This window comes from Biformimicrobium ophioploci, assembly GCF_030270605.1.
In the GTDB taxonomy this organism is placed as follows: domain Bacteria; phylum Pseudomonadota; class Gammaproteobacteria; order Pseudomonadales; family Cellvibrionaceae; genus Biformimicrobium; species Biformimicrobium ophioploci.
The window spans coordinates 344323-368323 of the sequence record NZ_BSYJ01000004.1; the positions used below are offsets into that span (position 1 = coordinate 344323).

Annotated in this window: 15 protein-coding genes; 10 read left to right on the forward strand and 5 right to left on the reverse strand. The window is 55.3% G+C overall.

The features are described from left to right. Nucleotides 1–168 precede the first annotated feature (168 nt). Nucleotides 169–1446, forward strand: a complete 1278-nt coding sequence (locus QSJ80_RS11305; RefSeq protein ID WP_285764561.1) for a sugar MFS transporter — start codon at nucleotides 169–171, stop codon at nucleotides 1444–1446. A 93-nt stretch (nucleotides 1447–1539) separates the two neighbouring features. Here QSJ80_RS11305 and QSJ80_RS11310 read toward each other — a convergent pair whose 3' ends face one another. Together QSJ80_RS11310 and QSJ80_RS11315 are read right to left on the reverse strand one after the other, a co-directional pair. Beyond that, nucleotides 1540–2376, reverse strand: coding sequence for a LytR/AlgR family response regulator transcription factor (locus tag QSJ80_RS11310; RefSeq protein ID WP_285764562.1), 837 nt, complete (start codon nucleotides 2374–2376; stop codon nucleotides 1540–1542). Then, complete coding sequence (locus QSJ80_RS11315; RefSeq protein ID WP_285764563.1) at nucleotides 2373–3551, reverse strand: sensor histidine kinase; 1179 nt, start codon at nucleotides 3549–3551, stop codon at nucleotides 2373–2375. The genes QSJ80_RS11310 and QSJ80_RS11315 overlap by 4 nt, the downstream gene beginning before the upstream one ends. 367 nt (nucleotides 3552–3918) lie before the next feature. On the opposite strand from QSJ80_RS11315, the gene QSJ80_RS11320 reads away from it, so the two are divergent. The 6 genes from QSJ80_RS11320 (at nucleotide 3919) to QSJ80_RS11345 (ending at nucleotide 12462) form a co-directional block, all read left to right on the forward strand. Continuing rightward, nucleotides 3919–5241, forward strand: coding sequence for a sugar MFS transporter (locus tag QSJ80_RS11320; RefSeq protein ID WP_285764564.1), 1323 nt, complete (start codon nucleotides 3919–3921; stop codon nucleotides 5239–5241). 153 nt (nucleotides 5242–5394) lie between these two features. Beyond that, nucleotides 5395–7968 carry a glycoside hydrolase family 3 protein gene (locus QSJ80_RS11325; protein ID WP_285764565.1) on the forward strand — a complete coding sequence of 858 codons (2574 nt, stop codon included), beginning with the start codon at nucleotides 5395–5397 and terminating at the stop codon, nucleotides 7966–7968. Between the two features lie 4 nt (nucleotides 7969–7972). Then, the gene (locus tag QSJ80_RS11330) at nucleotides 7973–8920 is read left to right on the forward strand and encodes a DUF4380 domain-containing protein (protein WP_285764566.1); all 948 of its coding nucleotides are present in this window, start codon (nucleotides 7973–7975) and stop codon (nucleotides 8918–8920) included. A 42-nt stretch (nucleotides 8921–8962) separates the two neighbouring features. Further along, on the forward strand, nucleotides 8963–10879 hold the full coding sequence (locus QSJ80_RS11335) for a glycoside hydrolase family 3 protein (RefSeq protein WP_285764567.1): 1917 nt from the start codon (nucleotides 8963–8965) through the stop codon (nucleotides 10877–10879). Between the two features lie 215 nt (nucleotides 10880–11094). Continuing rightward, nucleotides 11095–11733 (forward strand): sugar-binding protein, encoded by a 639-nt coding sequence (locus QSJ80_RS11340; RefSeq protein WP_285764568.1) that lies wholly within the window; start codon nucleotides 11095–11097, stop codon nucleotides 11731–11733. 69 nt (nucleotides 11734–11802) lie between these two features. Continuing rightward, nucleotides 11803–12462, forward strand: a complete 660-nt coding sequence (locus QSJ80_RS11345; RefSeq protein WP_285764569.1) for a putative glycoside hydrolase — start codon at nucleotides 11803–11805, stop codon at nucleotides 12460–12462. A gap of 49 nt (nucleotides 12463–12511) precedes the next feature. Here the strand turns inward: QSJ80_RS11345 and QSJ80_RS11350 are convergent, their stop codons facing one another. Further along, nucleotides 12512–14770 (reverse strand): carbohydrate-binding protein, encoded by a 2259-nt coding sequence (locus QSJ80_RS11350; protein ID WP_285764570.1) that lies wholly within the window; start codon nucleotides 14768–14770, stop codon nucleotides 12512–12514. A gap of 342 nt (nucleotides 14771–15112) precedes the next feature. Continuing rightward, on the reverse strand, nucleotides 15113–17692 hold the full coding sequence (locus QSJ80_RS11355) for a glycoside hydrolase family 3 protein (protein WP_285764571.1): 2580 nt from the start codon (nucleotides 17690–17692) through the stop codon (nucleotides 15113–15115). A gap of 294 nt (nucleotides 17693–17986) precedes the next feature. On the opposite strand from QSJ80_RS11355, the gene QSJ80_RS11360 reads away from it, so the two are divergent. The 3 genes from QSJ80_RS11360 to QSJ80_RS11370 all read left to right on the forward strand — a co-directional run bounded on the left by QSJ80_RS11360 (nucleotide 17987) and on the right by QSJ80_RS11370 (nucleotide 23014). Beyond that, the gene (locus QSJ80_RS11360) at nucleotides 17987–19135 is read left to right on the forward strand and encodes a sensor histidine kinase (RefSeq protein ID WP_285764572.1); all 1149 of its coding nucleotides are present in this window, start codon (nucleotides 17987–17989) and stop codon (nucleotides 19133–19135) included. Then, nucleotides 19101–19925, forward strand: a complete 825-nt coding sequence (locus QSJ80_RS11365; RefSeq protein ID WP_285764573.1) for a LytR/AlgR family response regulator transcription factor — start codon at nucleotides 19101–19103, stop codon at nucleotides 19923–19925. The genes QSJ80_RS11360 and QSJ80_RS11365 overlap by 35 nt, the downstream gene beginning before the upstream one ends. 269 nt (nucleotides 19926–20194) lie before the next feature. Continuing rightward, nucleotides 20195–23014, forward strand: a complete 2820-nt coding sequence (locus tag QSJ80_RS11370) for a TonB-dependent receptor (RefSeq protein ID WP_285764574.1) — start codon at nucleotides 20195–20197, stop codon at nucleotides 23012–23014. A gap of 136 nt (nucleotides 23015–23150) precedes the next feature. Here QSJ80_RS11370 and QSJ80_RS11375 read toward each other — a convergent pair whose 3' ends face one another. After that, nucleotides 23151–23921: a DUF481 domain-containing protein gene (locus QSJ80_RS11375; protein WP_285764575.1), complete on the reverse strand. Its 771-nt coding sequence runs from the start codon at nucleotides 23919–23921 to the stop codon at nucleotides 23151–23153. Nucleotides 23922–24001 lie beyond the last annotated feature (80 nt).

Genomic DNA, 24001 nt, shown 5'->3' on the forward strand with positions numbered 1-24001 from the left:
CATTGGTCTCCGATTAACTCCGGGTCGACCCTGATATGTACCTTCTTATCGAAAAGGCGGTCTGGCGATTTTTAGCTGTGATAAAAGATAACTTGTGTTTTTCTGCGCGTGCCAATCGCTTGGTCGGGCAGTTATAGCCAATTACAAATGACGTCTCGGGAATAACAAATGGCAACACTCGGAACAAATATTGAAGCCGGTGCAGTCGGCTCGGATACGAATACATCCTCCAGCCACCAGTTTGCATTGGTCGCGCTTACCTCGCTGTTTTTCATGTGGGGTTTTATTACGTGTCTCAACGACATTCTTATTCCTCACCTGAAGGCAGTATTTGACCTGAATTACGCACAGGCGATGCTGGTGCAGTTCTGCTTCTTCGGTGCTTATTTCCTCGTTTCCTTACCTGCTGGCAAACTGGTGGGCAGGCTTGGATACCAGCGTGGTATCGTGATTGGCCTGTCCATTGCGGTTGTCGGCTGCCTGCTGTTCATCCCGGCAGCGAGAATGCAGGTTTACGCCGTTTTTCTGTTTGCACTGTTTGTCCTTGCGGCGGGTATTACCGTTCTGCAGGTTTCAGCTAACCCCTATGTGACCGCGCTGGGGTCGGAGTCTACAGCTGCGAGTCGCCTGACTATGACGCAGGCATTTAACTCCCTGGGTACCACTATTGCGCCGTTCTTTGGTGCTTTCCTGATTCTTGCTGTTGCCCATGGTGCTGGCGAGCAGATGACGGCGGCAGAACGCGCCTCAGCGGTGGAGTTGCCGTACCTGATTCTTGCAGCAGCGCTGGCGGCACTGGCGGTAATTTTTGCGAAGCTGAAGCTGCCGGCCATCGACGAGCATATGGCGGAAGCCGATGCTGGTGCTGAAACGACTAAAAGTGATAGTGCGCTCAAGCATTCGCACCTGGTTCTGGGCGCAGTGGCAATTTTCCTATACGTCGGTGCGGAAGTATCGATCGGTAGCTTCCTTGTCAATTTCCTGTCCCAGGAAAGTATCGCGGGCATCACCGAGCAGCAGGCTGCTTTCTACGTCTCCCTATACTGGGGTGGGGCGATGGTCGGTCGCTTTATCGGGGCGGTAGTCATGCGCTACGTCGCTGCGGGTAAAGTACTGGCTTACTGCTCCCTGGGTGCGTGTGCACTGCTGGCCGTGACTATTATGGGTACCGGAAAATTGGCGATGTGGGCCGTACTTGCTATTGGCCTGTGTAACTCTGTTATGTTCCCAACCATCTTCAGCCTAGCACTTACGCGCCTTGGGGCGCTGACGAGTCAGGGCTCTGGCATCCTTTGCCTTGCAATCGTTGGCGGCGCACTGGTGCCTGTCCTTCAGGGGTTGCTGGCAGACCAGATTGGTATCCAGTTGGCGTTTATTCTGCCAGTGCTGTGTTACCTGTACATACTCTTTTACGGAGTTAGCGGACACAAAGTGCGCGAGGGTTGATCCCCGGCTTTTTCCTTATGTTTGCCCGGCCTTGAGCCGGGCTTTTTTTGAAATTAGATAATCACGGGAGCCGGAGTTGTGCGAGCAAGGGGGTCAGTTGGCCGTGCTGGTTTTACGAAAGTCCAGATATTCCTTGATGGGTTTTCTGTAGTTCCGGCTCACTTTCACTTCCGCGCCGCTTGACAGGGTCAACAGGAATTCGCCTTTGGTTAGAGTGGTGATCTGTTCTATATAGTTCAGGTTTACCAGCGTTGACCTGTGGACTCTCTTGAAGGTTTCGGAACACAGCTGTTGCTCGAGTTCTTTCATGGTGCTGCGCATGATATGGGTTGTGCCCCTGGCGTGAACACACATGTAGTCGCCGGCAGCGTCTATCCACTCCACATCGGCCTGGTTCAGCATCGTGATCTTGCCCCGGTCTTTCACTGCGAGTTTGCCGGCAGCAGCACCGCCTGGCGGGGATGCGCTGGCAGTGCCCTGCGGCTCGTTCAGGGCTTCTATGGAGGCTACCAGTCGGGCCTTCTCGTTCTGCAGCGCATCGCCGGCCTGCGCGGCGCCTGGATTGGGCAGCCGCCCGCGAGCACGCTCGATAGCCAGCGCCAGGCGCTCGTTTTCCAGGGGTTTGAGTACGTAATCGACCGCGTGTACTTCGAAAGCCTCAATGGCATATTCATCGAATGCGGTTGTGAAAATCACCAGGGGTATCGTATCGCCCTGCAGCCGGCGTACGACTTCAAAGCCATTCATTCCGGGCATTTGCACGTCCAGGAACAGAATATCCGGTGTGTGTTTTACCACCGCGCTCAATGCTTCGCGGCCATTGCGTCCGGTGGCGACCACTTCGATATCCGAAATCTCTTCCAGAATTGACTGTAGCAGGCGCAGTGCCAGTGGCTCATCGTCTACCAGGACAGCTTTTAAGCGACTCATGTCACTTTCTCCCCGTGAGAGCTTCTGTTATTGGTTTTATTGTTCAGCAGAAAGGGAATGCTGATCGTAACCAGCATACCGCCTTCCTCGGTAATTTTCTGGGTTAGCGTGTAGTCATCTTCGTACAGCGTGGAGAGCCGTTCCCGTACATTGGCCAGTCCCAGCCCAGTGGACTCAGTCGACTGGGTGTCCTTGTCTGTAGAGCCGTTTCTCTGGCCTGAGTCACAAACCTGCAGGAACAGTCTGTCGTCGTTCCGGTAGGCGCGGACTTTGATGACCCCGCCGGACTCCGATACCGCAATCGCATATTTTATTGCATTTTCCGCCAGAGGTTGCAGCAGCATGCTCGGTACCAGGGCGTCACGGGTTCGCTCATCGACCTGAACCTTTACCTGCAGCCTGTCTGCAAAGCGGGTTTTCTCGATCTCCAGGTAGAGCAGCACCGCGTCAATTTCTTTGTGCAAACTGACGGTGTGTGAGGGGTCACCCGTGAGGGAATGTCTCAGGAACTGACTCAGGTGGACGACCATATCCCGGGCTTCACCCGGTTGGTCGAACCTGATCAGGGCGTTGATCGAATTGAGCGTGTTAAACAGAAAGTGCGGGTTCAGCTGATACCGTAGCATCTTGAGCTGGGCTTCTTTTGCGATGGCCTCAGCATGGAGTCTGCGAAGTTGCTCGCGCTCGTGTACCGCGGCAACCTGAAGAACCTTTTCATGTTCCCGTTCCAGCAACAGGAAATACTTTACCCCGCAATACAGGGCGCTCCAGAAAAGGAACACAAAAAGCGAGGCGTAATACCAGCCCCCAAATTCGGACCAGAGCGAATGCTCACCAGTCAGGCGGATGTAGGTCTCCATACGGACAAGCGTCCAGATGCCCGCAATTACGGCGACTGCCACCAGGTAAATGAACGAGCGAAGGGCTGGAGGTGCATCCCAGGCCACATCGAATATGGGTTTCAGCAGGAGCGACAGCAGGAAGCCAACCGTACAGTGGAACAGGGTATTGGCAGGTTCGAAATTCGGTAGCTCTACTGAGGAGTGCCAGAGTGTAAGAGAAAGGAAGGTCGTCGCCAGTATGCCGGTCCAGCTGACTAGCTGTAGTTTCCAGAACCAGTTCGGCGATGCGAGTCCGACAGCACGGTTGTGATAATGCTGGGTATTGGCCGACATATGCCCGGTTTCTTCGAGGTTGCGCTTATTTTTTTACTAATCTTGCGCAATTTTTGATGTTCTGCGCATCGCTGAGCAGATAATAACCTGAGGTGCTGGTTCCCGCTAGCCGCCAACGTGACTGTAAGACCGCCTTATCGCCAGGATGGTCCCTCTTGCCGCGACTGCCCCCAAAAAAGTCCGCCTCATCTTACGGATTGCCTGCTATGTCTTTCGCTGGCGTGTCTCTATGGTAAAGTTGCCCGGTGAAAATAGCCCTTTGCCCTTCGCGGGTATTGCCTTGACGGCTGGCACTAACTCCGTGCTATTCAGGGCTTGGCTCCAGCGGATTCAATGGCAGTAGAACAATGACAATGCCGGTGTTCTCATGAAAGATTTGGCTTCTAAGTCAGGCGCACCGCTGACGTTGCAGGAAGCAATGGGTGACCGGCGGGACATGGATGCGGTTGCAAGCCCGCGCTTCAGCCTGCTGGTGCTCACCTCCCTGTTCTTTATCTGGGGTTTCATTACCAGCCTCAACGATATCCTGCTGCCGCATCTGAAAAACGTTTTTGAACTGAGCTATACAGAAGCGTCGCTGGTCCAATCGAGCTTTTTTGCCGCTTATCTTATCGTTTCCGTACCTGCGGGATTGTTATTAAAGCGAATCGGGTACCAGCTGGGTCTGGTGTTGGGCCTCTTGATTGCCTGTGCCGGTTGTCTGGTTTTCATTCCGGCAGCGCGCATGCAGGTTTACGAAGTGTTTCTGCTGGGCCTGTTCGTCCTCGCGTCAGGCATCACGATCCTTCAGGTTTCGGCAAATCCTTACGTCATCGCCTTGGGCAGTTCGGAGAGCGCGCCGAGCCGGCTCAATATGACCCAGGCATTCAACTCACTGGGGACAATGCTGGCTCCGGTATTCGGTGGTCTGGTCCTGTTCTCTACTGTTCCGACAGTCGCCGATCATGCGTCGGCAGAAGCTATCCGGGCGTTTCGCGCTAGTGAGGCCGCCCTGGTGGAAGCGCCGTATTTCTGGCTTGCGGTAATCCTGCTTCTGATGGTTGCCTTTTTCTCATGGGTGAGGTTGCCTGTCGCTCCAACCAAGCCGCATGAATCTTCAGTCGATACGGTCGATGCCGGGGTATTCCGGATTTTCCGCTTTCCGCGCCTGACCCTTGGCGCAGTCGGGATTTTTGTCTACGTGGGTGCCGAGGTAGCGATTGGCAGTTACCTGGTCAACTTTTTCGGCGAGCCCTCGGTCGCCGGCATGAGTACTTCGCAGGCATCCCGCTATGTTTCCTGGTATTGGGGCGGCGCCATGGTGGGCCGGTTTATCGGGGCGCTGTTGTTGCGCTACGTACGCCCTGGGCTGATGTTGGCAGTGTGCGGGTTCTTTGCCTCTGTCCTGGTTGCCGTCGCCATGCTTTCGACCGGGTTCCAGGCTGTGTGGGCGATACTGGCTGTTGGCCTGTTTAACTCGATCATGTTCCCGACCATCTTCAGCCTGGCGTTGGGTGGCCTCGGGCAATTCGCCAGCCAGGGGGCGGGCGTATTGTGTATGGCGATTGTCGGTGGCGCAGTTGTCCCGTTTGTACAGGGTGTCTTTGCCGACCTGCTGGGTATCCAGATGTCCTTCTTCGTGCCGCTGATTTGCTACTGCTATATCGTTTACTACGGTGCGTTTTCGCCACTCCTGCGCAATCGCACCTGAGGATTCCGTTTCGGCAACAATTCAGTCCCTTCTGCCGACAATCTCTTGCTAGCAAAGTCCATCCGTTGCATGTTTCACGGTTAGGGTTTCCGGGCCTCTGAGGGGCACGCGGCCGCCGAGCCGGCCGGACGACAATAATGACGAGAGGGCTTTATGTTATCGAATAAAAAATTCATGGCTGGTCTCCTGGCCTCGGCAATTACGCTGGTGGGCTGTGATACCGGGGACCAGGCCCATAGTGCAGACTCCGCCTCCGTTGAGGAAAATACAGAGGCGAAGGTGGAGTCCTTCGATATAACGGTATGGCCGGAGCTGCAGCCGGCTCTGGCGGTGGATGCGGCGCTGGAAGCGCGCATCGACGATCTCCTTTCCCGCATGACGCTCGAGGAGAAAGTCGGCCAGATGATCCAGGCCGAGATCAAGTATGTCACGCCCGAGGATGTCAAGAACTACCACCTGGGCTCTGTTTTGAACGGTGGTGGCACCTACCCGAACAATGACAAGTTTGCCACGCCGCAGGACTGGCTGGCGCTCTCAGAAGCATTTTTTGCTGCGTCCATGGATACCGCTGACGGCGGGACGGCGATTCCGATCATCTGGGGCAGCGATGCGGTGCATGGCCACAACAATATCGTCGGTGCAACGCTCTACCCGCATAATATTGGCCTGGGTGCGGCACGGGACCCGGAGTTGATCCGCCGCATTGGTGAAGCCACGGCGCGTGAAGTGGCAGTGACCGGGGTCGACTGGACCTTCGCCCCCACTGTGGCAGTGGTACGTGACGACCGCTGGGGCCGGACTTATGAAAGCTATTCTGAAGACCCGGAAATAGTAAAAGCCTATGCCGAGGAGATGGTCAAAGGCCTCCAGGGCGAAAAGGGCCAAGAGGACTTCCTGCGCGGCAAGAACCTCGTTGCGACCGCCAAACACTTTGTTGGCGATGGTGGCACCGTGCGCGGCATTGATCGCGGCGACAACATCGTGCCGGAAAAGGAGCTCGCAGAGGTCCATGCGGCGGGCTACCTGAGCGCGCTGCCAGCCGGTGTCCAGACCGTCATGGCTTCCTTTAACAGCTGGAATGGCGACCGCCTGCACGGCCACAAGTACCTGCTCACTGACGTTCTCAAAGAGCGCCTGGGCTTCGATGGTTTCGTGGTCGGCGACTGGAACGGCCACCGGTTTGTGCCGGGCTGTACCGTAGACAGCTGTGCGGCGGCGATCAATGCCGGTCTCGATATGTTTATGGTGCCGTCGGACTGGAAGAAGCTGTACGAAAATACGCTGGCTCAAGCCAAAAGTGGTGAAATCGGGGCGGAACGCCTGGAAGATGCGGTACGTCGTATTCTGCGGGTGAAGATCCGTGCAGGACTGTTCGAGCGTAACCGCCCATTGGCGGGCAAGGACGGCATCCTCGGTAACGACGCGCACCGGGCGCTGGCACGTGAGGCCGTGCGTAAATCGCTGGTATTGCTGAAGAACAACGATAACCTGCTGCCGCTGAAGCCTTCCCAGAATATCCTCGTTGCGGGCGACGGTGCCCATAACCTCTCCAAGCAGTCCGGTGGCTGGACCATCTCCTGGCAGGGCACCGGTAATACCCGTGAGGATTTCCCGGGCGCGACCACAATTTTTGAAGGCATTGAGTCTGCGGTGTCCGCCGCAGGTGGCAAGGCCGTATTGAATGAAAATGGTGAAATTGACGGCGAGAAGCCAGATGTTGCCATTGTGGTGTTTGGTGAGGAGCCCTACGCAGAGTGGCATGGCGACATCGCCAGCATCGAATACCAGCTTGGCCACAAGAAAGATCTGGCGCTGCTGAAGAAACTGCGCGAACAGGGTATCCCGGTCGTCAGTGTTTTCCTGTCCGGTCGCCCGCTGTGGGTGAACAAGGAGCTGAATGCCTCTGACGCTTTCGTGGCAGCCTGGTTGCCCGGCTCTGAAGGTGCCGGTATCGCCGATGTGCTGTTTACCGATGCCGATGGGCAGGTGCAACACGACTTTACCGGTACTCTGCCTTTCAGCTGGCCCGAATATGTCCACCAGTCAGTACTGAACCCTTATCACGAAGGCTATGAGCCGCTGTTTGCACTGGGTTACGGCCTTGCTGCCGGCGAAGAATCCCTGGTGAGCAACAGCCTGACCGAGGATGGCGAAACTTACGCTGCCGGCGCCCTGGAAGATGCCTGGTTGATGGTTTCACGCCCGCGTGCACCCTGGGGCCTGGTGATCCAGGATTCTGGCGAGCCGGTTGCCGTGACCGGAAACCGCGCGAGTAGCGGCGAGGACGAAAATATCGTGGTGGCCTCCATCGATATGGAGTCCCAGGAAGACGCTCGCCAGTTCGAATTCAAGGGATTGCGTCCTGGTAAGGTCAGGCTTGGTGCGGAGAAACCGCAGGACCTCAGCCGCTATGTCAACGAAGGCGCTGCCCTGTCATTTGATGTGCGTGTGGATCGCAAGCCGGAGCTTCCTGTCAGCGCTCTGATTGAGTGTGGCGAGGAGTGCGTGGCCGATCTGCCGCTGCAGTCCGAACTTGCCAAACTCGAGCCCGGCAGCTGGGCGAAGATGTCCATTGACCTTCAGTGTTTCGTGGAGCGTGGTGCAGACTTCTCCAGCGTCTCGAGTGCGGTGGCATTTGCCAGTGAAGGCCCTCTGCAGCTTTCTGTAGCCAATGTGAAGTATGTGCCTGATGCTGCCAATGCGGATAGCATCCGGTGTGAAGGCTAGGCCCATGCGCAGAGACGGTGCGTTAGCACGACTATGTGCCGTTGTGCTGTGGGGCATGCAGGCGGGTTTCGCGTACGCGGAACCTGCCCCTGAGGCAGGGCGGGTATTGACCTTGCGCGAGGGTGTGCTGACCGTATCTATTGACCCCGCTCTTGGCGGGCGTGTTACCGGGCTGTCGCTTGGTAATCACGAATTCCTCAGTGGGTCAGATGTGCACGCCAACAATTTTGGCTCAACCTTCTGGCTGAGTCCGCAGACCATCTGGAACTGGCCGCCGGTCGCCGCCCACGATTCGGGCGTATATACAACCCTTGAGGAATCGCCGCGTAAAGTCACCATGGCGAGTCAGGCAGGGGCCGGAGCGATTGTAGAAAAGTCCGTGGATGTACTGGCTCCGGATCTTATACGTCTGGATTACCGGGTTACGGCGCAAAAGCCATTTCCGGAACTCGCAGCCTGGCAAATAAGCCGGGTCGCGAATCGAGGCCTGGCTTTCGCGCCGGTGACGCCGGAGACCGTGCAGGTGGTCCGAGGCGCTATGGACATTAGCGTCGATGATAGCGGCATTATGTGGCTGGCGCTCGATCCCGATGCGCCACTGCGTGAGGGCAAGGTCATCGCAAATGGCAGCGAAGGCTGGCTGGCTTTTGTGGATAGCGGGCATTTGTATCTAAAGATATATCCGCTCGTTAACCCAGCGCATATGGCGACTGGCGAAGGTGACATTGAGTTGTACCTGAGCGGCGAGAAACCCTACCTGGAGCTTGAATTGCAGAGCGCTGCGCAGGCTCTTGCGGAAGGTGAAACCCTCGACTGGTTCACTTACTGGCTAGTGGAGCCAGTCCCGGCAGGGATAGAGCTGACCAGGGGATCTTCCGAACTGATCGCGTATGTTCGGGGCAGGGCACGTCAAATTCAGCAAATGACAAGCGTCGCCTCGCACGCAGAGTGAAATTCCAACAAAAATAACGTTCCCGTTCATGTGGAGAAAATAGTGAAGAATAATCGTGCGGCCCTGTTCGGGCTATCAGCGCTTATCCTGGCTTCTGCCGGGGCTTATATGGTGGTTGAAGCAAATGGTGGGCGTTCGGTGGATGCCCCTGAACAGGCTCAAGTTGATGATCGCGCTGACGATATGCGGTCGGTCGAGAAGCGGGTTGCCGACCTGGTCAGTAAAATGACCCTTGCCGAAAAAGTTGGCCAGATGACACAGGCGGAGCGTCGCCATGCGACACCGGCCGATGTGAAGAAATACTTTCTCGGCTCCGTCCTGAACGGTGGCGGATCTATCCCCGGAGAAAACCGCCGCGAAGATTGGGTCAAGATGGTTCAGGACTTCCAGCAGGCCGCAAAGGACACCCGCCTGGGTATTCCCATGATCTGGGGTACCGATGCCGTCCATGGCCACAGCAATGTGCTGAACGCCACTATCTTTCCCCACAATGTGGGCCTGGGCGCAACGCGCAACCCGGAACTGGTTGGCGAGATCGCCGCGGCTACTGCAAAGGAAGTTGCCGCAACCGGTATTCACTGGACCTTTGCACCAACGCTTTGTGTCGCACGTGACGATCGTTGGGGCCGCGCTTATGAATGTTTTGGTGAGGACCCTGAATTGGTAGCCCAGTTCGCGGGCCCCTTTGTAAAAGGTATGCAGGGTGCCTCCCTTGACGGCAGTACCCTGGCGTCCAGCAAGATTGTTGCGACCGCGAAGCACTGGGTGGGCGATGGTGGCACTACTTACGGTACTGGTGACGAGGGCTACGCCATCGATCGCGGTGACGTACAGCTCAGTGACGAGGCCTTCAGGGAAATCCATATCACGCCCTACCTGCCGGCACTGGAGTCCGGCGTAGGTACCGTGATGGTGTCCTACAGCAGTGTCAACGGTAAGAAAATGCATGAGCACAAGGCACTGGTTACTGATGTACTCAAGGGTGAACTGGGCTTCGATGGCTTCGTGATTTCGGACTGGTCAGCGCTGAGTGAAATTCCGGCTGAGACCAATCGCGAACGGGTAGTACGCTCTATCAATGCCGGCCTTGATATGATCATGGAGCCGGAGAAATGGAAGGAGTTCATTACCGACCTGACAGCGGCGGTCGAAGCGGGCGAGGTTCCAATGAGCCGTATCGATGATGCCGTGAGCCGTATTCTCTCCACCAAATTCCGCGCGGGCCTGTTTGAACACGATTTGCCGGTCCTCGCCGGTGACTCTGCGGCAGGGGGCATGCTGGGGGCAGAGAGCCATCGCGCACTTGCCCGGCAGGCGGTGAGGGAGTCCCTTGTGCTCCTGAAGAACGACAAGAATCTTTTGCCCCTGTCCAAGGATGCGAAGATTTTCGTGGCGGGTGACCATGCCAATGACATCGGCCTGCAGTCTGGTGGCTGGACCATCGAATGGCAGGGCAAGCGGGGTGACATCACCGCAGGAACCACTATTTTTGAAGGTATCAAGGGGCTCGCTGGCGGCGACGTTACCTTCAGTGCAAACGGCGAGGGTGTGGAAGGCCACGATGTCGCTATCGTGGTTGTGGGTGAAGAACCCTACGCTGAAGGCATGGGCGACTATGTCGAAAAGCCGTGTGAGAAGTGCCAGCCGATCACTTTGCCGAAAGAGCAGCAGGAAGTGCTGGCGCGAGTACAGGCAAGCGGGGTGCCGACGGTTGTTGTCGTGGTTTCAGGGCGCCCATTGATGATGAGTGAAGAGTTTTCTTCTGCGCAGGCCGCGGTTGCTGCCTGGCTACCGGGCAGTGAGGGTGCGGGTGTTGCTGACGTATTGTTCGGCGATCACACGCCAAAGGGCAAGCTGCCGGTCACCTGGCCAAGGCATCTCAAGCAGGTGCCAATCAACAAGGGTGACAAGGAATACGATCCGCTGTTCCCGTATGGATTCGGCCTGACGTATCCCTAACAAAATCCGGACTGAGTAATGAGCGCCCCTCCCTGGCCGGACAATGTATGGCTGTGGGGTGGGGCGTTTTTTTATCGGCAGTATTTCTGTGGCCAGCTTTAAGAAAGGGCGGAAAAATGAAATCACTATGGTTTGCTTCTATGTTGGGTTTCGCGCAGCTTTCTGTTGGGCAACCGGTAATAAATACCGAGATTCCGCCAAGCATTGATGGTCGGATGGACGAAGCGGTATGGGCTGCTGCGCCCTGGTATGGGCTGGATCACCATATCCTGGGAGAAGTGCCGATACCGCAGGATTTCAGTGGGCGCTATAAGCTGCTCTGGGGGCAGGACAGACTCTACTTGCTTGCCGAGATTGTGGATGATGTGCTTTACGACAGTCATCCGGATCCATTGAGTTTCTACTGGGATGACGACTGCCTGGAGGTGTTTGTCGATGAAGACGCGTCCGGTGGCCTGCATCAGTATGACTTCAATGCCTTCGCCTACCATATCGCCCTCGATAACCAGGCTGTTGATATCGGCGGCCAGCGTCCGGATGGCTCGCCGGAATTTATCCTGTTGAACGATCATGTCAACAGCGCCTGGCAGCGCTCAGAATCAGACCCGCGCACAATCGTCTGGGAAGTTGCCCTGAAAATTTTTGGTGACAACTACCAGCACGGCGATCCCGGTGCTCAGCCGGTACCGCTAAAGGCCGGGAAAAAAATGGGTTTTATGCTAGCGTACTGCGACAATGATGGCAGTGATGAAAGGGAGCATTTTATGGGCTCCCACGCCATTCAAGCGGTAGATGGCGATAAGAATCGAGGCTATATCGACGCAAGCGTATTCGGAAAAATCATTCTTCAGTAAAACCGTATTTAACTTTCCTTGCCAGGGCGCGGTTATGCCTCAGAGCGAGAATAATTATCAGGAGGATATATGTCAGCTTCTAAGATGTTTCTATTTTTTGCATTGAGCGCTTTTTTATGTAGTTTCAGTGCTGCGTCAGAGCCTGCAAAAGGTGAAAAAAAGCCGCCCGCCGTGCAGGGGGTGATGTTTGCGGGCGGCGCTACCATAGCGCCCTGGCGTTTCTACATTGGCAACCCGAATGAATGGATGAGGCCGGTTAAGACCCAGCAAGCAAAAACCAGGAGCCCCTCCAACGTGAAGATCGAGATGCTCACAGAAGATTCCGGGCTTGCGGTTCTAAAGGCGCAATGGCAAAAGGGCTCCACGGGGCAGATTTTGTGGCAGGGGGATTCCAGTATTAATGCGGCTGCCATTGCCGAGCATGGTGGTGCGTTGAGTCTGGTGTTACGTGTAGATGAGGTGCCGGATAAACCTGTGAGCCTTAGAATGGACTGCGGCTATCCTTGTTCCGGTTCGCTGAAGTTCGGCGATATTCTTTCTGCGCTGCCGAAAGGTGAATGGCTGAGAATCGGCATTCCGCTGGCATGCTTTGAGAATGCCGGTACGGATCTTCGGAAAATAGACTCACCGGCGGTCATCGTCACTTCAGGGAACCTGGGGCTGTCCATTCTTGATCTACGCCTGGCGCTCGATGTGCCAAAGGCATCCATGATCAGTTGTTCCGCATAAAAAGAAAGCCCCGCAAAAGCGGGGCTTTCTTCTTTCACTAAAGCGCTATTTAAAAACAGCGATTAACGCTGGAGCTTTCATCGTAGTTCAGACTCCCGCTGACATCGCTTACACAGAACTCGACTGAAAGGTTGCCGCCGGCGCTGTTGGTGCTCTGCAGTACAGCTACACCGTTTGCATCGGTTACGCCGCTTACGCCAGTCTCAATAATTCCACTGGTGAAGTTGCCGGAAACCGTAGCACCAGAAACAGGGTTGGCGTTGTTGTCCAGTACGGTCACTGTCGCCGTGCCGTACTTCTGGCCGCGACCGGCAGACGCAGTTCCTACCACCACACCGGAAACATACATATCTGTCGCTGGTGCTGGCGGCGGGGCACTGCCTTGCTGGATATCATAACCGATCAGGTTAAAGCCGCCCGCACTGACCATGGTCATGACCTGCACACCGGAAACCAGTTCCACTTCTGTGGAGAAGTTTGCCCAAGTATTCCATGCCCCGGTGTTCGGGGTGGTAAGCGGACCGGTAACGTCCACGCCATCAAACTCAATATGGAAACTGCCACCATCCTGCGCCGAAGCCACTCGGAAAGTCATGGTATAGGTGCCGGCGGTCTGTACGTCGACGGTGTAGTTCAGCCACTCGCCCGGGTCGATCCAGCCCACGTTGGTGGAACCTTCATTAGTGGCCTCGATGTCGACGCCTACATCGAAGCGATACTGGCCGCCCCAGTTTTCATCGTCGATATCGTGGTAGGCCACGCCTTCACCGCCGTGGTCGAAGTCGGCCGCAAACAGCATGGAGCTGGTCGGTATGACGGTGGGGCTGCCAAAGAAGGGGCCGGGTGGTGGTGGCGGTGGCGGGGTAGGCGCTGCGGGTGCATCACCGGCTGCTGTCAGGTAGGCGAGTGTCGCCGGTCCATTCAGGGATGCATTGTCACCATTGGCGGTGATCTTGCCGGCGTGCTGACCGCGGTCAACGGTTCCCCACAGGTGACCACCACCGCCCCATGGGCGCAAGGAAAAATCACCGGATGGTAGCTCAAGCCATTCCCACTTTTCTGCATTACCAATCGTGCTGGCTGATACGGTCATCGGCAGACCGTCACCGGTTGCAGAAACGTAGTTGCCGTTATCTGCACGCAGAGCCACATGGCCGTTGCCTGCATCTACCACGGTAAAGTTTTCACCGCTGGCCTTGCTATAGCTGGCCTTGTTTGCCTTCAGATTGGTGCCGTCCAGGCTTACGAACATGCCCGCGCCACGGCTGAAGATGCCAATTTCGGCGCCCAGCGGGATCGACGGCGCACCACTGGAGGGCCAGGTCGTCTCTGCAAGCTCAGGCTTCCATACGGTACCGGCAACATTCAGTTTATTCTTGAGGTTCTCCAGGTCCATATCATTGGCGCCGAGCCACTGGAACTGTTGCCAGCCGATATGGTAGGTCTCGAATGCTGCGTTGTAGCCATTCTCGGTGTCGCCCGGCCAGAACTCGGTACAGATCAGCGCTGGGTAATCGGTACTGGCGAGGAACGGGGCAATGGTCTTCTCGATATCCGGCAGGTTCCAGTATCCATGGAAGGCGAAAGCCGCGTTGTCCCAGGAAACCCCCTGGGACTTCAGCATATCCGCGCCCTCGATGGCGGCGCTCCCCGGGAAGAACGACATGAAGGAACCGAGCAGGATCATGGTGTCCGGTGCGATGCCACGGATATGATTGTACATGATCAACTGGTTGTCCCAGTCCTGCTGGGTCCAGTTGGACAGCGTGGACGGCGCCGGCTCGTTGTGTGCCTCGAAAATTACATGAGTTTCATTCTTATAGCGCTCTCCATACAGGGACCAGAAATCAAGGGTCTTTTGCATACTGTGGATCGCGCCGTTTTCGCCGTTGTTACCGATTGTAATGATCAGGTACAGGTCGGTGTTTCGGGTGCGCTGTACCAGCTCATCCGCTAGTGCCAGATTGATGCCAACCGGATCCGGGTTCTGGCCAGCATCCCCTTCCAAGTAGAGGTGGACAGTGTTATAGCCATATTCGGTGGAAAGCTTGGTTAGCGATGCCTCCGAGGGCATGACGGCCGGCAGGGTGCCGTAGGGGTCACCACCATCAAAAGAAAGGCTCACGCCACGTAGCGTGGTGCCGCGGTCTGACAGGATTACGTTGTAGCCAAGAGACTGATCGATATAGGGTCTGTCGCGTACTGCCAGGGCATCACTACTTGCCAGCACGAATACCAGTGCGCCTAATAACTTCGCACATCGATCCTTGAGTGAGGCCCGTTCGGGTATGGGTATGGTTGTTATCATCACTGTGTTCCATATTTATTATTTGTTGTGCAGGCATCGAAGAAAGCCCCTAAAAAAGTGGGTTCGAGCGCTTGCATGATGGAAATAACTTTATGAGTACCGCCTGTTATTTCCTGCCTGGCCTCAAAAGAGACTGCGCCAGGGAACCTCTGGGTACATCTTTGCTGGCGTTGGGAAAAAGAGGGGGCGCAACACCCCCCAAGAGACCAGCAACATCTGCCGTTGATAGGCAAACTCGGGACTGCTGATTAGAGAAAGCTTGCGGCCAATAGCTGTGGTAAGGGTTTACGAGCTATGGCCGTCTCTGTTTATTGATAGCGTTGGCTGAAACTGGCCCGCTAGTTACTGTTCCGGAGTTGCAGCCATTTCAGGGCTGCAGCTGTGGGTTTCTGAGCCTGATGCGCCGATGGAAACATTACTGAATGTCAGGTCCAGGCTTGCGGCGCTCGATAGCTCGAACGGTGCACTTACCTTGCTGAAGTCAACATTGTTTGTATTGAAGCAGCCAAGGCTGATGCTGATGCTATTCCACTCTCCGGGCGTGAAACCCTTGATCAGTGGGGCAATGTCGAATGCCGAACTGCAGTTATCTCCGCAGTGCAAATTGGCGAAAACCGGCGCGCCAGAGTTCTGATCGATCTTAAGCTCGATATTCAGTGCTGAATCGGCAGCAAGGTAGTGCGAGAAGTCCAGGCGGTTATTCTCTGCGCGCAGGCGCACGGAGCCGGTTCCGTTGCCGCTCCACACAACGTTGCGAGAATCTTCCTGGGTATTGCGGTCGACCGCAGAAATGCTGACTTCCGGCATTTCATGGCGGTTGCCAGTCATTTCTATTTCGCTGCCCTGGCTGTTGACGATAACCAGGTGCCACGGAGCCAACGGTCGCGCGTCGAACAATTCAGCGGTGGCCGGCGCGGCATTGCTGCCGTTCGGCCGGTCTTCCGGCAGGTTTGCGGCAAGTAGATCCTGCTGACCTGCGCCAAGCCCGTATCCGTAGGCAAACAGCGGTTCGTAGGCGGTATCGTTACGGTTGATGACCTTCTGCTCCAGGGTCATCGGCCAGGTAAAGGAGAGGCGGCCAGTAAAGTCGTGATTGACTTCGCCGTCGGCTTTTCGGAACAGCACATCAGAGACTGCCGCACCCTCGCTGCCCGGCAGCCATGCGACTGCGAACGCATCGGACGCATTGATTTCCGGGTTTACCCAAAGTGGGCGGCCGGTGAGAAATACCGATACAACAGGGATACCTTTTGACTGCAGGCTTTTGAGTACCTTCAGGTCAGCGTGCGAACCTGCCTGGTATTCCAGGGTCTTCAGGTCGCCTTGCATTTCCGCATAGGGGTTTTCCCCGTAGACGACGATCGCCACATCTGGTTTGGCCTCATTTGCGAACGAACCGTCAATACTCAGGCTGGCCTTGCCACCGGCTGACTCGACTGCAGCCCGGATGCCATCGTAAATGGAGGTGGCACCGGGAAAATCTGCATTGGTGTTGCCGGTGCCCTGCCAGGAAATGGTCCAGCCGCCGGCCTGCTTGCCGATGTTGTCTGCACCGTCCCCGGCTACCAGCACTTTGATATCGCGGCTGAGCGGCAGCAGGTTATTTTGGTTTTTCAGCAACACGATGGACTCGCGAACGGCCTGACGCGCGATTTCGCGATGCTCTTCGGAACCGATGATGTCGGTGCTGCCAGCGAGTGCGCGCTCGGCGGGGGGCGCATCGAACAGCCCGGCGCGCAGCTTGACCCGCAAAATACGCGTTACGGCATCATCGAGGCGTGCCATCGGGATTTCACCGCTTTCAACCTGTTTAACCGTGTTGCGGTACAGGCTCTTCCAGTCCTCATTTGAGGCCATGAACATATCGAGCCCGGCATTGATGGTCTGCGGGCAGCTGGTTTCAGAGCAGCCCGGGACAAAACTGTGGCCCAGCCAGTCGCCGACCACGAAGCCATCAAAACCCATCTGCTCCTTCAGCACATTGGTCAGCATATATTCGCTGCCGTGCAGTTTCTCGCCATTCCAGCTGTTGAAGGAGGCCATCACCGTCTGGACGCCAGCTTCAAGCGCCGAAAAATAGCCCTGACCATGAATGTCCCGCAGTTCCTGTTCTGAGACCCGGGTGTCGCCACGATCGATACCCAGGTGGGTGCCGCCGTCGCCGATAAAGTGTTTGGCGGTGGATACCAGTCGCCCGTCGCCAAAGCTGGAATCACCCTGCCCCTGGATACCCCTGACGATTTCGCCCGCGTAAGCCCGGACTAGCTCCGGATCTTCAGAGTAGCCTTCATAGGTGCGACCCCAGTGATCATCGCGTGCAGTGGCGACGGTGGGGGCGAAGATCCAGTCGATACCCGTTACCGCAACTTCCCGTGCAGTTGCTTCACCGATCTTGCGCATCAGGTCCGGATTCTGGGTGGCCCCAAGGCCGATGTTGTGGGGGAATAGCGTCGCGCCGATCACGTTATTGTGGCCGTGGACCGCGTCGGTGCCCCAGATTATGGGAATCCCCAGCTTGCCATCGGAGTTGTCCATTGAGGCGGCATAGTAGGCTTGCGCCAGGTCGATCCATTCCTGGGGGGTGGCGTACTTGTTATTTGCCGGGAAGCTGCCGCCGCCGTTGAGTACAGACCCCAGGTGGAAGTCCCTGACGTCTTCAGGCGTTGTGAACTTGATCTCTGTCTGAATGATCTGGCCGACTTTCTCTTCAATGCTCAACCGGGAGAGTATCTGGCTTACTTCCTCTTCGAGTTTCTGATCCTGCTGAACTTCGCTTTCCATTCTGGGCCAGGTAATGCCCTCCGCAGTGGGCGTCTTGGTAACCTGGTCGGAGTTTTTCCCTTGAAGGTCAGACTCGCAACCTGCGATTGAGAGGAGCGAGATACTGAGCGCGAGCGCGCTGCGCGAGAATATAGTGGCCATGTAAAGGGCGCCTTTGTTCTGCTTTTATTTCGGGTGACTTGCTGGTTTTCGCTTCAGCGTTCCTGTACAGCACGGTATCAAACGCGGGAAGGGCGCTACTACGGCGTTGCGACAAGAGGCGAAAAAGCAGCGATATCAGTAGTGCAGGGGTTCGTGCGCTTGATGTGGTGAGTACTTTGCCGGACGAAAAGGGTGGGATGAATTTGTCTTTGACTTGGGCCCCTGCTTCTGGATACTGCTAGCAATAATAACGGCAAAAAAGGCCTGTCTGGCAGGCTGACAAGAGCATCTGAAATGGATACCTTTAGTCCGATTCTGAGTTCGCCAACGGCATTGAGATTGTTCCGGAGCAAAACGGCCCAGTTCTGGGGGCTCCAGCTGCTCGGCTGGACGGGTTATTTTCTCGTAGTCTACTTTGCGGTCGTGGCGCCGGAATTAAATGAAGACAACTGGCTGGTAAGTCACGCACATGTTTTTGTTGAGAGTGCCAGCGGGCTGCTGCTTTCGGTTTGTCTGCATTATTTTTTGCGGGCAATGGTGCGTAAGCCATTTCACATTGCGGTGGTAGGCAGCGTATTAGGGGCTGCGATCGTTGCTGCGATCTGGAACTTCGTCAAGCTGACAACGTTTAACATACTTTACCAGCAATACTGGCTGGGCTGGGGTTGGTCCGGGTTTGGTGGCTGGTACCTGTTCTCTTTTGCAACCATGCTTTCCTGGATGGGGCTTTACTTCCTGTTCAGGGTTTACCGGCAGCTGGAACAAGAGCATAACAAGGCGCTTGAAGCGGAGAATGCCGCAAAAGAGGCCCAGCTAAAGATGCTGAGGTACCAGCTAAACCCGCATTTCATGTTCAACACCATGAATGCGATCTCGACCCTGGTGTTGAAGCGGGATAATGAAGCCGCGGCCAATATGCTGGATCATCTCTGTCAGTTCCTGCGCACTTCACTGGAAAGCAATCCCTCTATTCAGGCGACCCTGCGATCCGAGCTTGAAGTATTGGATCTGTACCTTTCAATTGAAAAGGCAAGGTTTGGAGCGCGATTAAAGTACCGTACCTGTGTTTCGGATGAAGCCCGAGACGCTCTGGTCCCCAACCTTATTCTGCAACCACTTGTTGAAAATGCGATCAAATATGCGGTTTCCGCAAGCAAAGAGGGCGGAGAGTTGTTACTTGAGGCCGGTAAGGAAGACGGCGAGCTTGTCGTCAGGCTCTCTGATAACGGACCCGGCCTGGAAGGCGCTTCTCATCAGGACTCGGCGAGGGCGGGAATAGGCTTGAAAAATACCTGGACGCGGCTCAAGACACTTTATGACGATGATTATACCTTTCAGTTATTCGACAATGTCCCGCATGGGCTTGTCGTTGAAATCCGGATTCCGTACCAGTCGGGAGCAATTCTAAATGAGCGGGATGAAGTTGCGTACGCTATTGGTTGATGATGAGCCGCTGGCCCTTGAGGGGCTTCGGCTACGGCTGGCCCAGCTTGAAGGGGTTGAGGTCGTTGCGGAATGCGACAGCGGCAAGGAAGCGATAGATGAGTGCGCTCGGCTGGCGCCAGACTTGGTATTTCTGGATATGGACATGCCGGGCCTGAGCGGGCTGGAGGTGGCCGAGGAACTGAAGCAGGGCGCGAATCCAGCCATTATTTTTGTCACTGCCCACCAGGAATATGCGGTGAGTGCCCTCGATCTTGGAGCAGAAGATTACCTTCTGAAGCCGGCGAGCCTCGGCAGGCTGCGTCAGGCGGTTGAGCGTGCCCGTCAGAAGACGGGAGCGTTGGATGACACTGTTCAGGAGCGTTTGCTGACCGCGCTGCATGATGTGTCTGGCATATCCATGCCGGAGCTGCAGGAGTGGCTTGAGACTGATGGTCCGCTGCCGATTCCTTACCCGGAAAAAATTGCGATCAAGAACTCGGATAATGACATTGTCATGGTGCCGGCGCGTTCCATAGACTGGATTGATGCGGCAGGGGATTACATGTGTATCCATGTAGGTGAGCAAACCCACATTCTTCGCATTACCCTGAAAAAACTTCAGCAACTGCTGGACCCGAAACTATTTTTCAGGATCCACAAGTCCACGATCGTCAACGGTGAGCGTGTTCAGAAGATCATCCCGATGCGAAACAACGAGTGTATTCTGGAGCTCGAGGGAGAAATCCGGCTCAAGGCCAGTCGTAATTATAGGGATCAGGTGCAGGCTCTGAAAGAGTCTGCTCGTTAAAAGCCTGAGACTTCCATTTCTCTTGAGCGTTTCATCGCTCAAGAATCTCTTCTTGTCGTAACCAATAGAGCAGAACGCGCGACATCTAGGGGTTATTTCCCCATGCCGTTTTGCCATTGAGGGCATCTTCCAAGCGTCGCAAACTAACTATCGGCGGGCGATTGGTTTTCTCAAAGTACGCTGTTCAAGCAATGGTGAAATTTTCGCATGCCCTGGCTGGAAGTAGCTGCCAATAACCAAAAAACGATCTACAAGAGAGAAACACACCGATGATGCGCTACAAAACATTGGCTGCGGCGATTGCTGCCAGCAACCTCGCGCTTGCGGCACAGACGTTTGCTCAAGCAGAGGATGCCGAGACGACGATAACCAACGATGATGGGGCCATGGAGCAGGTCATCGTGACCGCTACCAAGCGGGAAACTGAATTGATGGATACCCCGATTGCGATTTCTGCATTCACAGAAGAGCACCTGGAAAAGATGGGTATCAAGAATGTAAAAGATTTGAACCACGTGGTGCCCAACCTGAATATCATGGTTGATAACGAGTCTTCCGCGCCAATCATCACCCTTCGCGGCGTGCGTTCAACCAATACAACCGAGTGGGGCGACCCGGCTGTTGGCGTGCACTATGATGGTATTTACTCGCCTCGTCCACAGGGTGCCCTCGCATTGATGTTTGATATTGAGCGAGTGGAAGTCCTGCGTGGTCCCCAGGGAACACTTTTCGGCCGAAACTCCACCGTGGGTAGCATGAACATCATTTCTGCAAAGCCGGATTTCGAAGAGCAGGAAGGCAAGCTGGAGGTGGAAGCGGGCAAGTGGAATGCGCGATCTGTCAAAGGCATGTTTAATCTGCCGGTAACCGATACATTTGCTGTTCGCGCCGCCTACATGAGCTCCAGCAATGATTCTAGTTTTGATGGGTACTGGGACCCGAACCAGTTCGACCCTCGTTACCTGAATCTGGATCCATCAGACCTTGTCCCGGTTGAATCCGCCAGCAGCGATGCGGGCAATAACTGGGATCACACAATGTTTTTCTCCAATGGCCCCTACCAGGAAATTGAAGCAGATCCGGAAGACTTCTACGGTGCTGGAAAACAGTATGCTTTCCGCCTTTCGGCGGCCTGGGATATCAATGAAAATATGCGCTGGAATGGTGGTGTCGAGCGCTTCCGCGACAAGGGCAAGGGATGGATTTCCGGGCGCGACTGTGAGCGTATCGAAGACAGGCCGGTAGTTTATGAATCCTGGGGTGCGCGGATGGATGGCACCGGCTCCTGTACCGATCTCTGGGGGACGGAGGACAACTTTACGGCTTACGTAAACGTCCCGGGCGATACCGATATGACCCTGGATAGCTATCGCTCCCGTTTTGAATGGGATGTTACCGAGGGCCTGCAATTAAGCTATGTATCCGGCTTCCAGAGCCAGGAGCGCAGTGGGCAGATTGACCTGGATCAGGGCCTTTACTATTACGACCAGATGCTGAAATGGGCTGATACCCAGTACGATTCCTGGTCGCATGAAATCATGCTGGCCTCGACCGGTGATAGCAAGCTTCAGTGGCAGGCGGGCTATTTCAACTTCAAAGAAGACAACGACATGAACGGGCACTGGCAGTCCCAGCAATATGGTGCAGCCATCTGGCGCCAGCCCGAGCGTATTATCAAATCCGAGGCCATCTTCGCACAGGGTACCTATGAACTAACCGAAGATTTGTACCTGACTCTGGGGGCGCGCCGTACCTGGGATTCCAAGGAAGATATCGGTGGCCGCAACTACGGCTGCTGGGGTTCATGTTTTATGGCCCAGTACGGGTTTGATCCGGAAACCGGGCCGGGCAGTATCTGGGATGTTGTGCGCTGGGACCTGATTGATTGGGGCTTGCCGGCGTCTGAGCAGTCGCAGGAGTTCAAGGATGCGAAGCAGGCGCTGATGGATGCTTACCAGGCCGCGGGCGCAGATTATTTCGATACCATCCGCGATAGCTATGCGGTTGATACCGAGAATGATGTATTCGAAAAGTGGGCTGCGACCACCTGGCGGGTAGGGCTCGATTACGATATCAGCGATGACACCATGGTGTATGGCTATGTTGCCAATGGCTATAAGGGCGGCGGTATCGGTGATGTCCTGTTTATGGAGTCAACGATCACCCCGGAAAACCCGACAGGGGACCGGTTCGATACCAGTTATGACCCGGAGACAGTCACGACCTACGAGATGGGTATCAAGACGCGCCTGTTTGATGACCGCCTGAACCTGCGCGCCAACCTGTTCTTCAGCGATTACGAAGGCCAGCAGCAGACAGCCTGGACTAACTACGATGCAGTCTTGCGTGATGTTGTGGACGCCCAGACGCAGACGGTTATCCAGGAACTGCAGCCTGTCGGTACCTTCCTGACCCGAAATCTCGATGATTCCACTATTAAAGGTATTGAGCTGGAAGCCGAATTCGCTCCCTGGGATGGCGGTTTTATCGGTGGTTACCTGACCATGCTGGACACAGAAATCAGTTCTGATTACTGGAAGAAGTGGGGCTCCGAGCCTGCCCAGGTATTCGCGAACTTTGAAGATTCCACACCAGATGTCGGTGTGGACCCGGATGAATTTTTTGCGGAGAGACCCTGGTATCGCAACATGAAGGGTAATGACCTTCCTTATGCGCCGAAGTACTCACTGGCGGTGAATATGAGCCATACGTTTACCCTGGGTAATGGCGATACTATTTCCCCCTGGATTAATTTCAGCTGGACAGATGAGTCCTACACAGACATGGATAACCGTGACACCTGGGATATTGCCCAGGAAGACCTGCGTGTCTATGAGGGATTTGATGCAGACGGAAATCCGCTCAGCTATACCGCCAATCCGGACTTTTATACGGATACCCGTGATGCCTACTACATAGTCAATGCAAGCTTGCGCTATGAATCTGCTAACAAGGCATGGTTTGCGGAAGGTTATGTCCACAACCTTACGGACGAGGACGTTAACTGGTCACTGTGGTATGCAGGAAATACGCCGATGGCAAACAAAGCGCGAAAGAGCTGGAGCGTGAAGTTCGGTTATCAATTCTGATTTTTGAACTAGCCTGAATCAAAAAAATCCCCGCTTTTAGCGGGGATTTTTTTATTCGGACCATCAAGTATCACCTTGGTAAGGTGAATAGCTTTCATGCTTGATGAGGCTCATGGGCCGGGATTAAAGTAACCTATTAAAAGCTGTAAACCAGTGATGTCGTATAACTGTGATCCGCCTTCTCCAGGTCTTCAACCGGGTCGCTGTCAAACAGGCTTTCTACACCGACTTCCAGCGAAAGGCTGTCGTTGATCATCGTCTTCAGTGCAAAGCTGTTGGCAATGTAATGGTCGGATGGCTGGCTCAGGCGCGGCTGGTAGTAAATTGTATTGGACAGCTGCGCGTTTGCGCCGAGCCTGACCTTGTAGACACCATAGAATGATGCACGGGCATAATCTTCGCTGACATCCCCGGCCGCAAGGTCGAATTTTTCCTCTGTAAAGTAGGCGCTGGCTCCAAAGGCAATCAGTTGCGAATCGGATTTCTTCAGCGTCCAGCGTGCGCCGGTGCCGACCAGCGCCCGGGAGGCGAGCAGGCGGAATTCGTCCGACTGGTGCTGCACATAGGTTTCCCAGGCGAACTTTTCCGAAAGGTGGGCGATATAGCGTGTGTGCAGAAAGCTGTTGTTGGCATCGCGCACATCGTTACTTTTTGCATACTCTCTTTTGGCTATGGCCAGCCATTCCCGTTCCGGTGTGCCGTAGCGGATATAGGCTCCGCCGCGGGTAGATTCCTTGTCGGAATTGCCGGATTTGCCAGAGAGGGAAAACTTCAGGTTGCCGCTGAGTCCGTCCGCCGCATTCAGGTCACGCTCCGACTCGATGTTGGTAACGGCCAGCGTATTGGCACTGGCGCATAGCGTGAAAACAGCCGCTGCGAGAGAGGAGGTTAGTCTAATTGACGTCATTTGGTACCGCGTGTTCCTGGGGGAATTTCTGTGATCCAGATGAATGATTCTATGCCATCTGAAAATTGAAATACATGGGT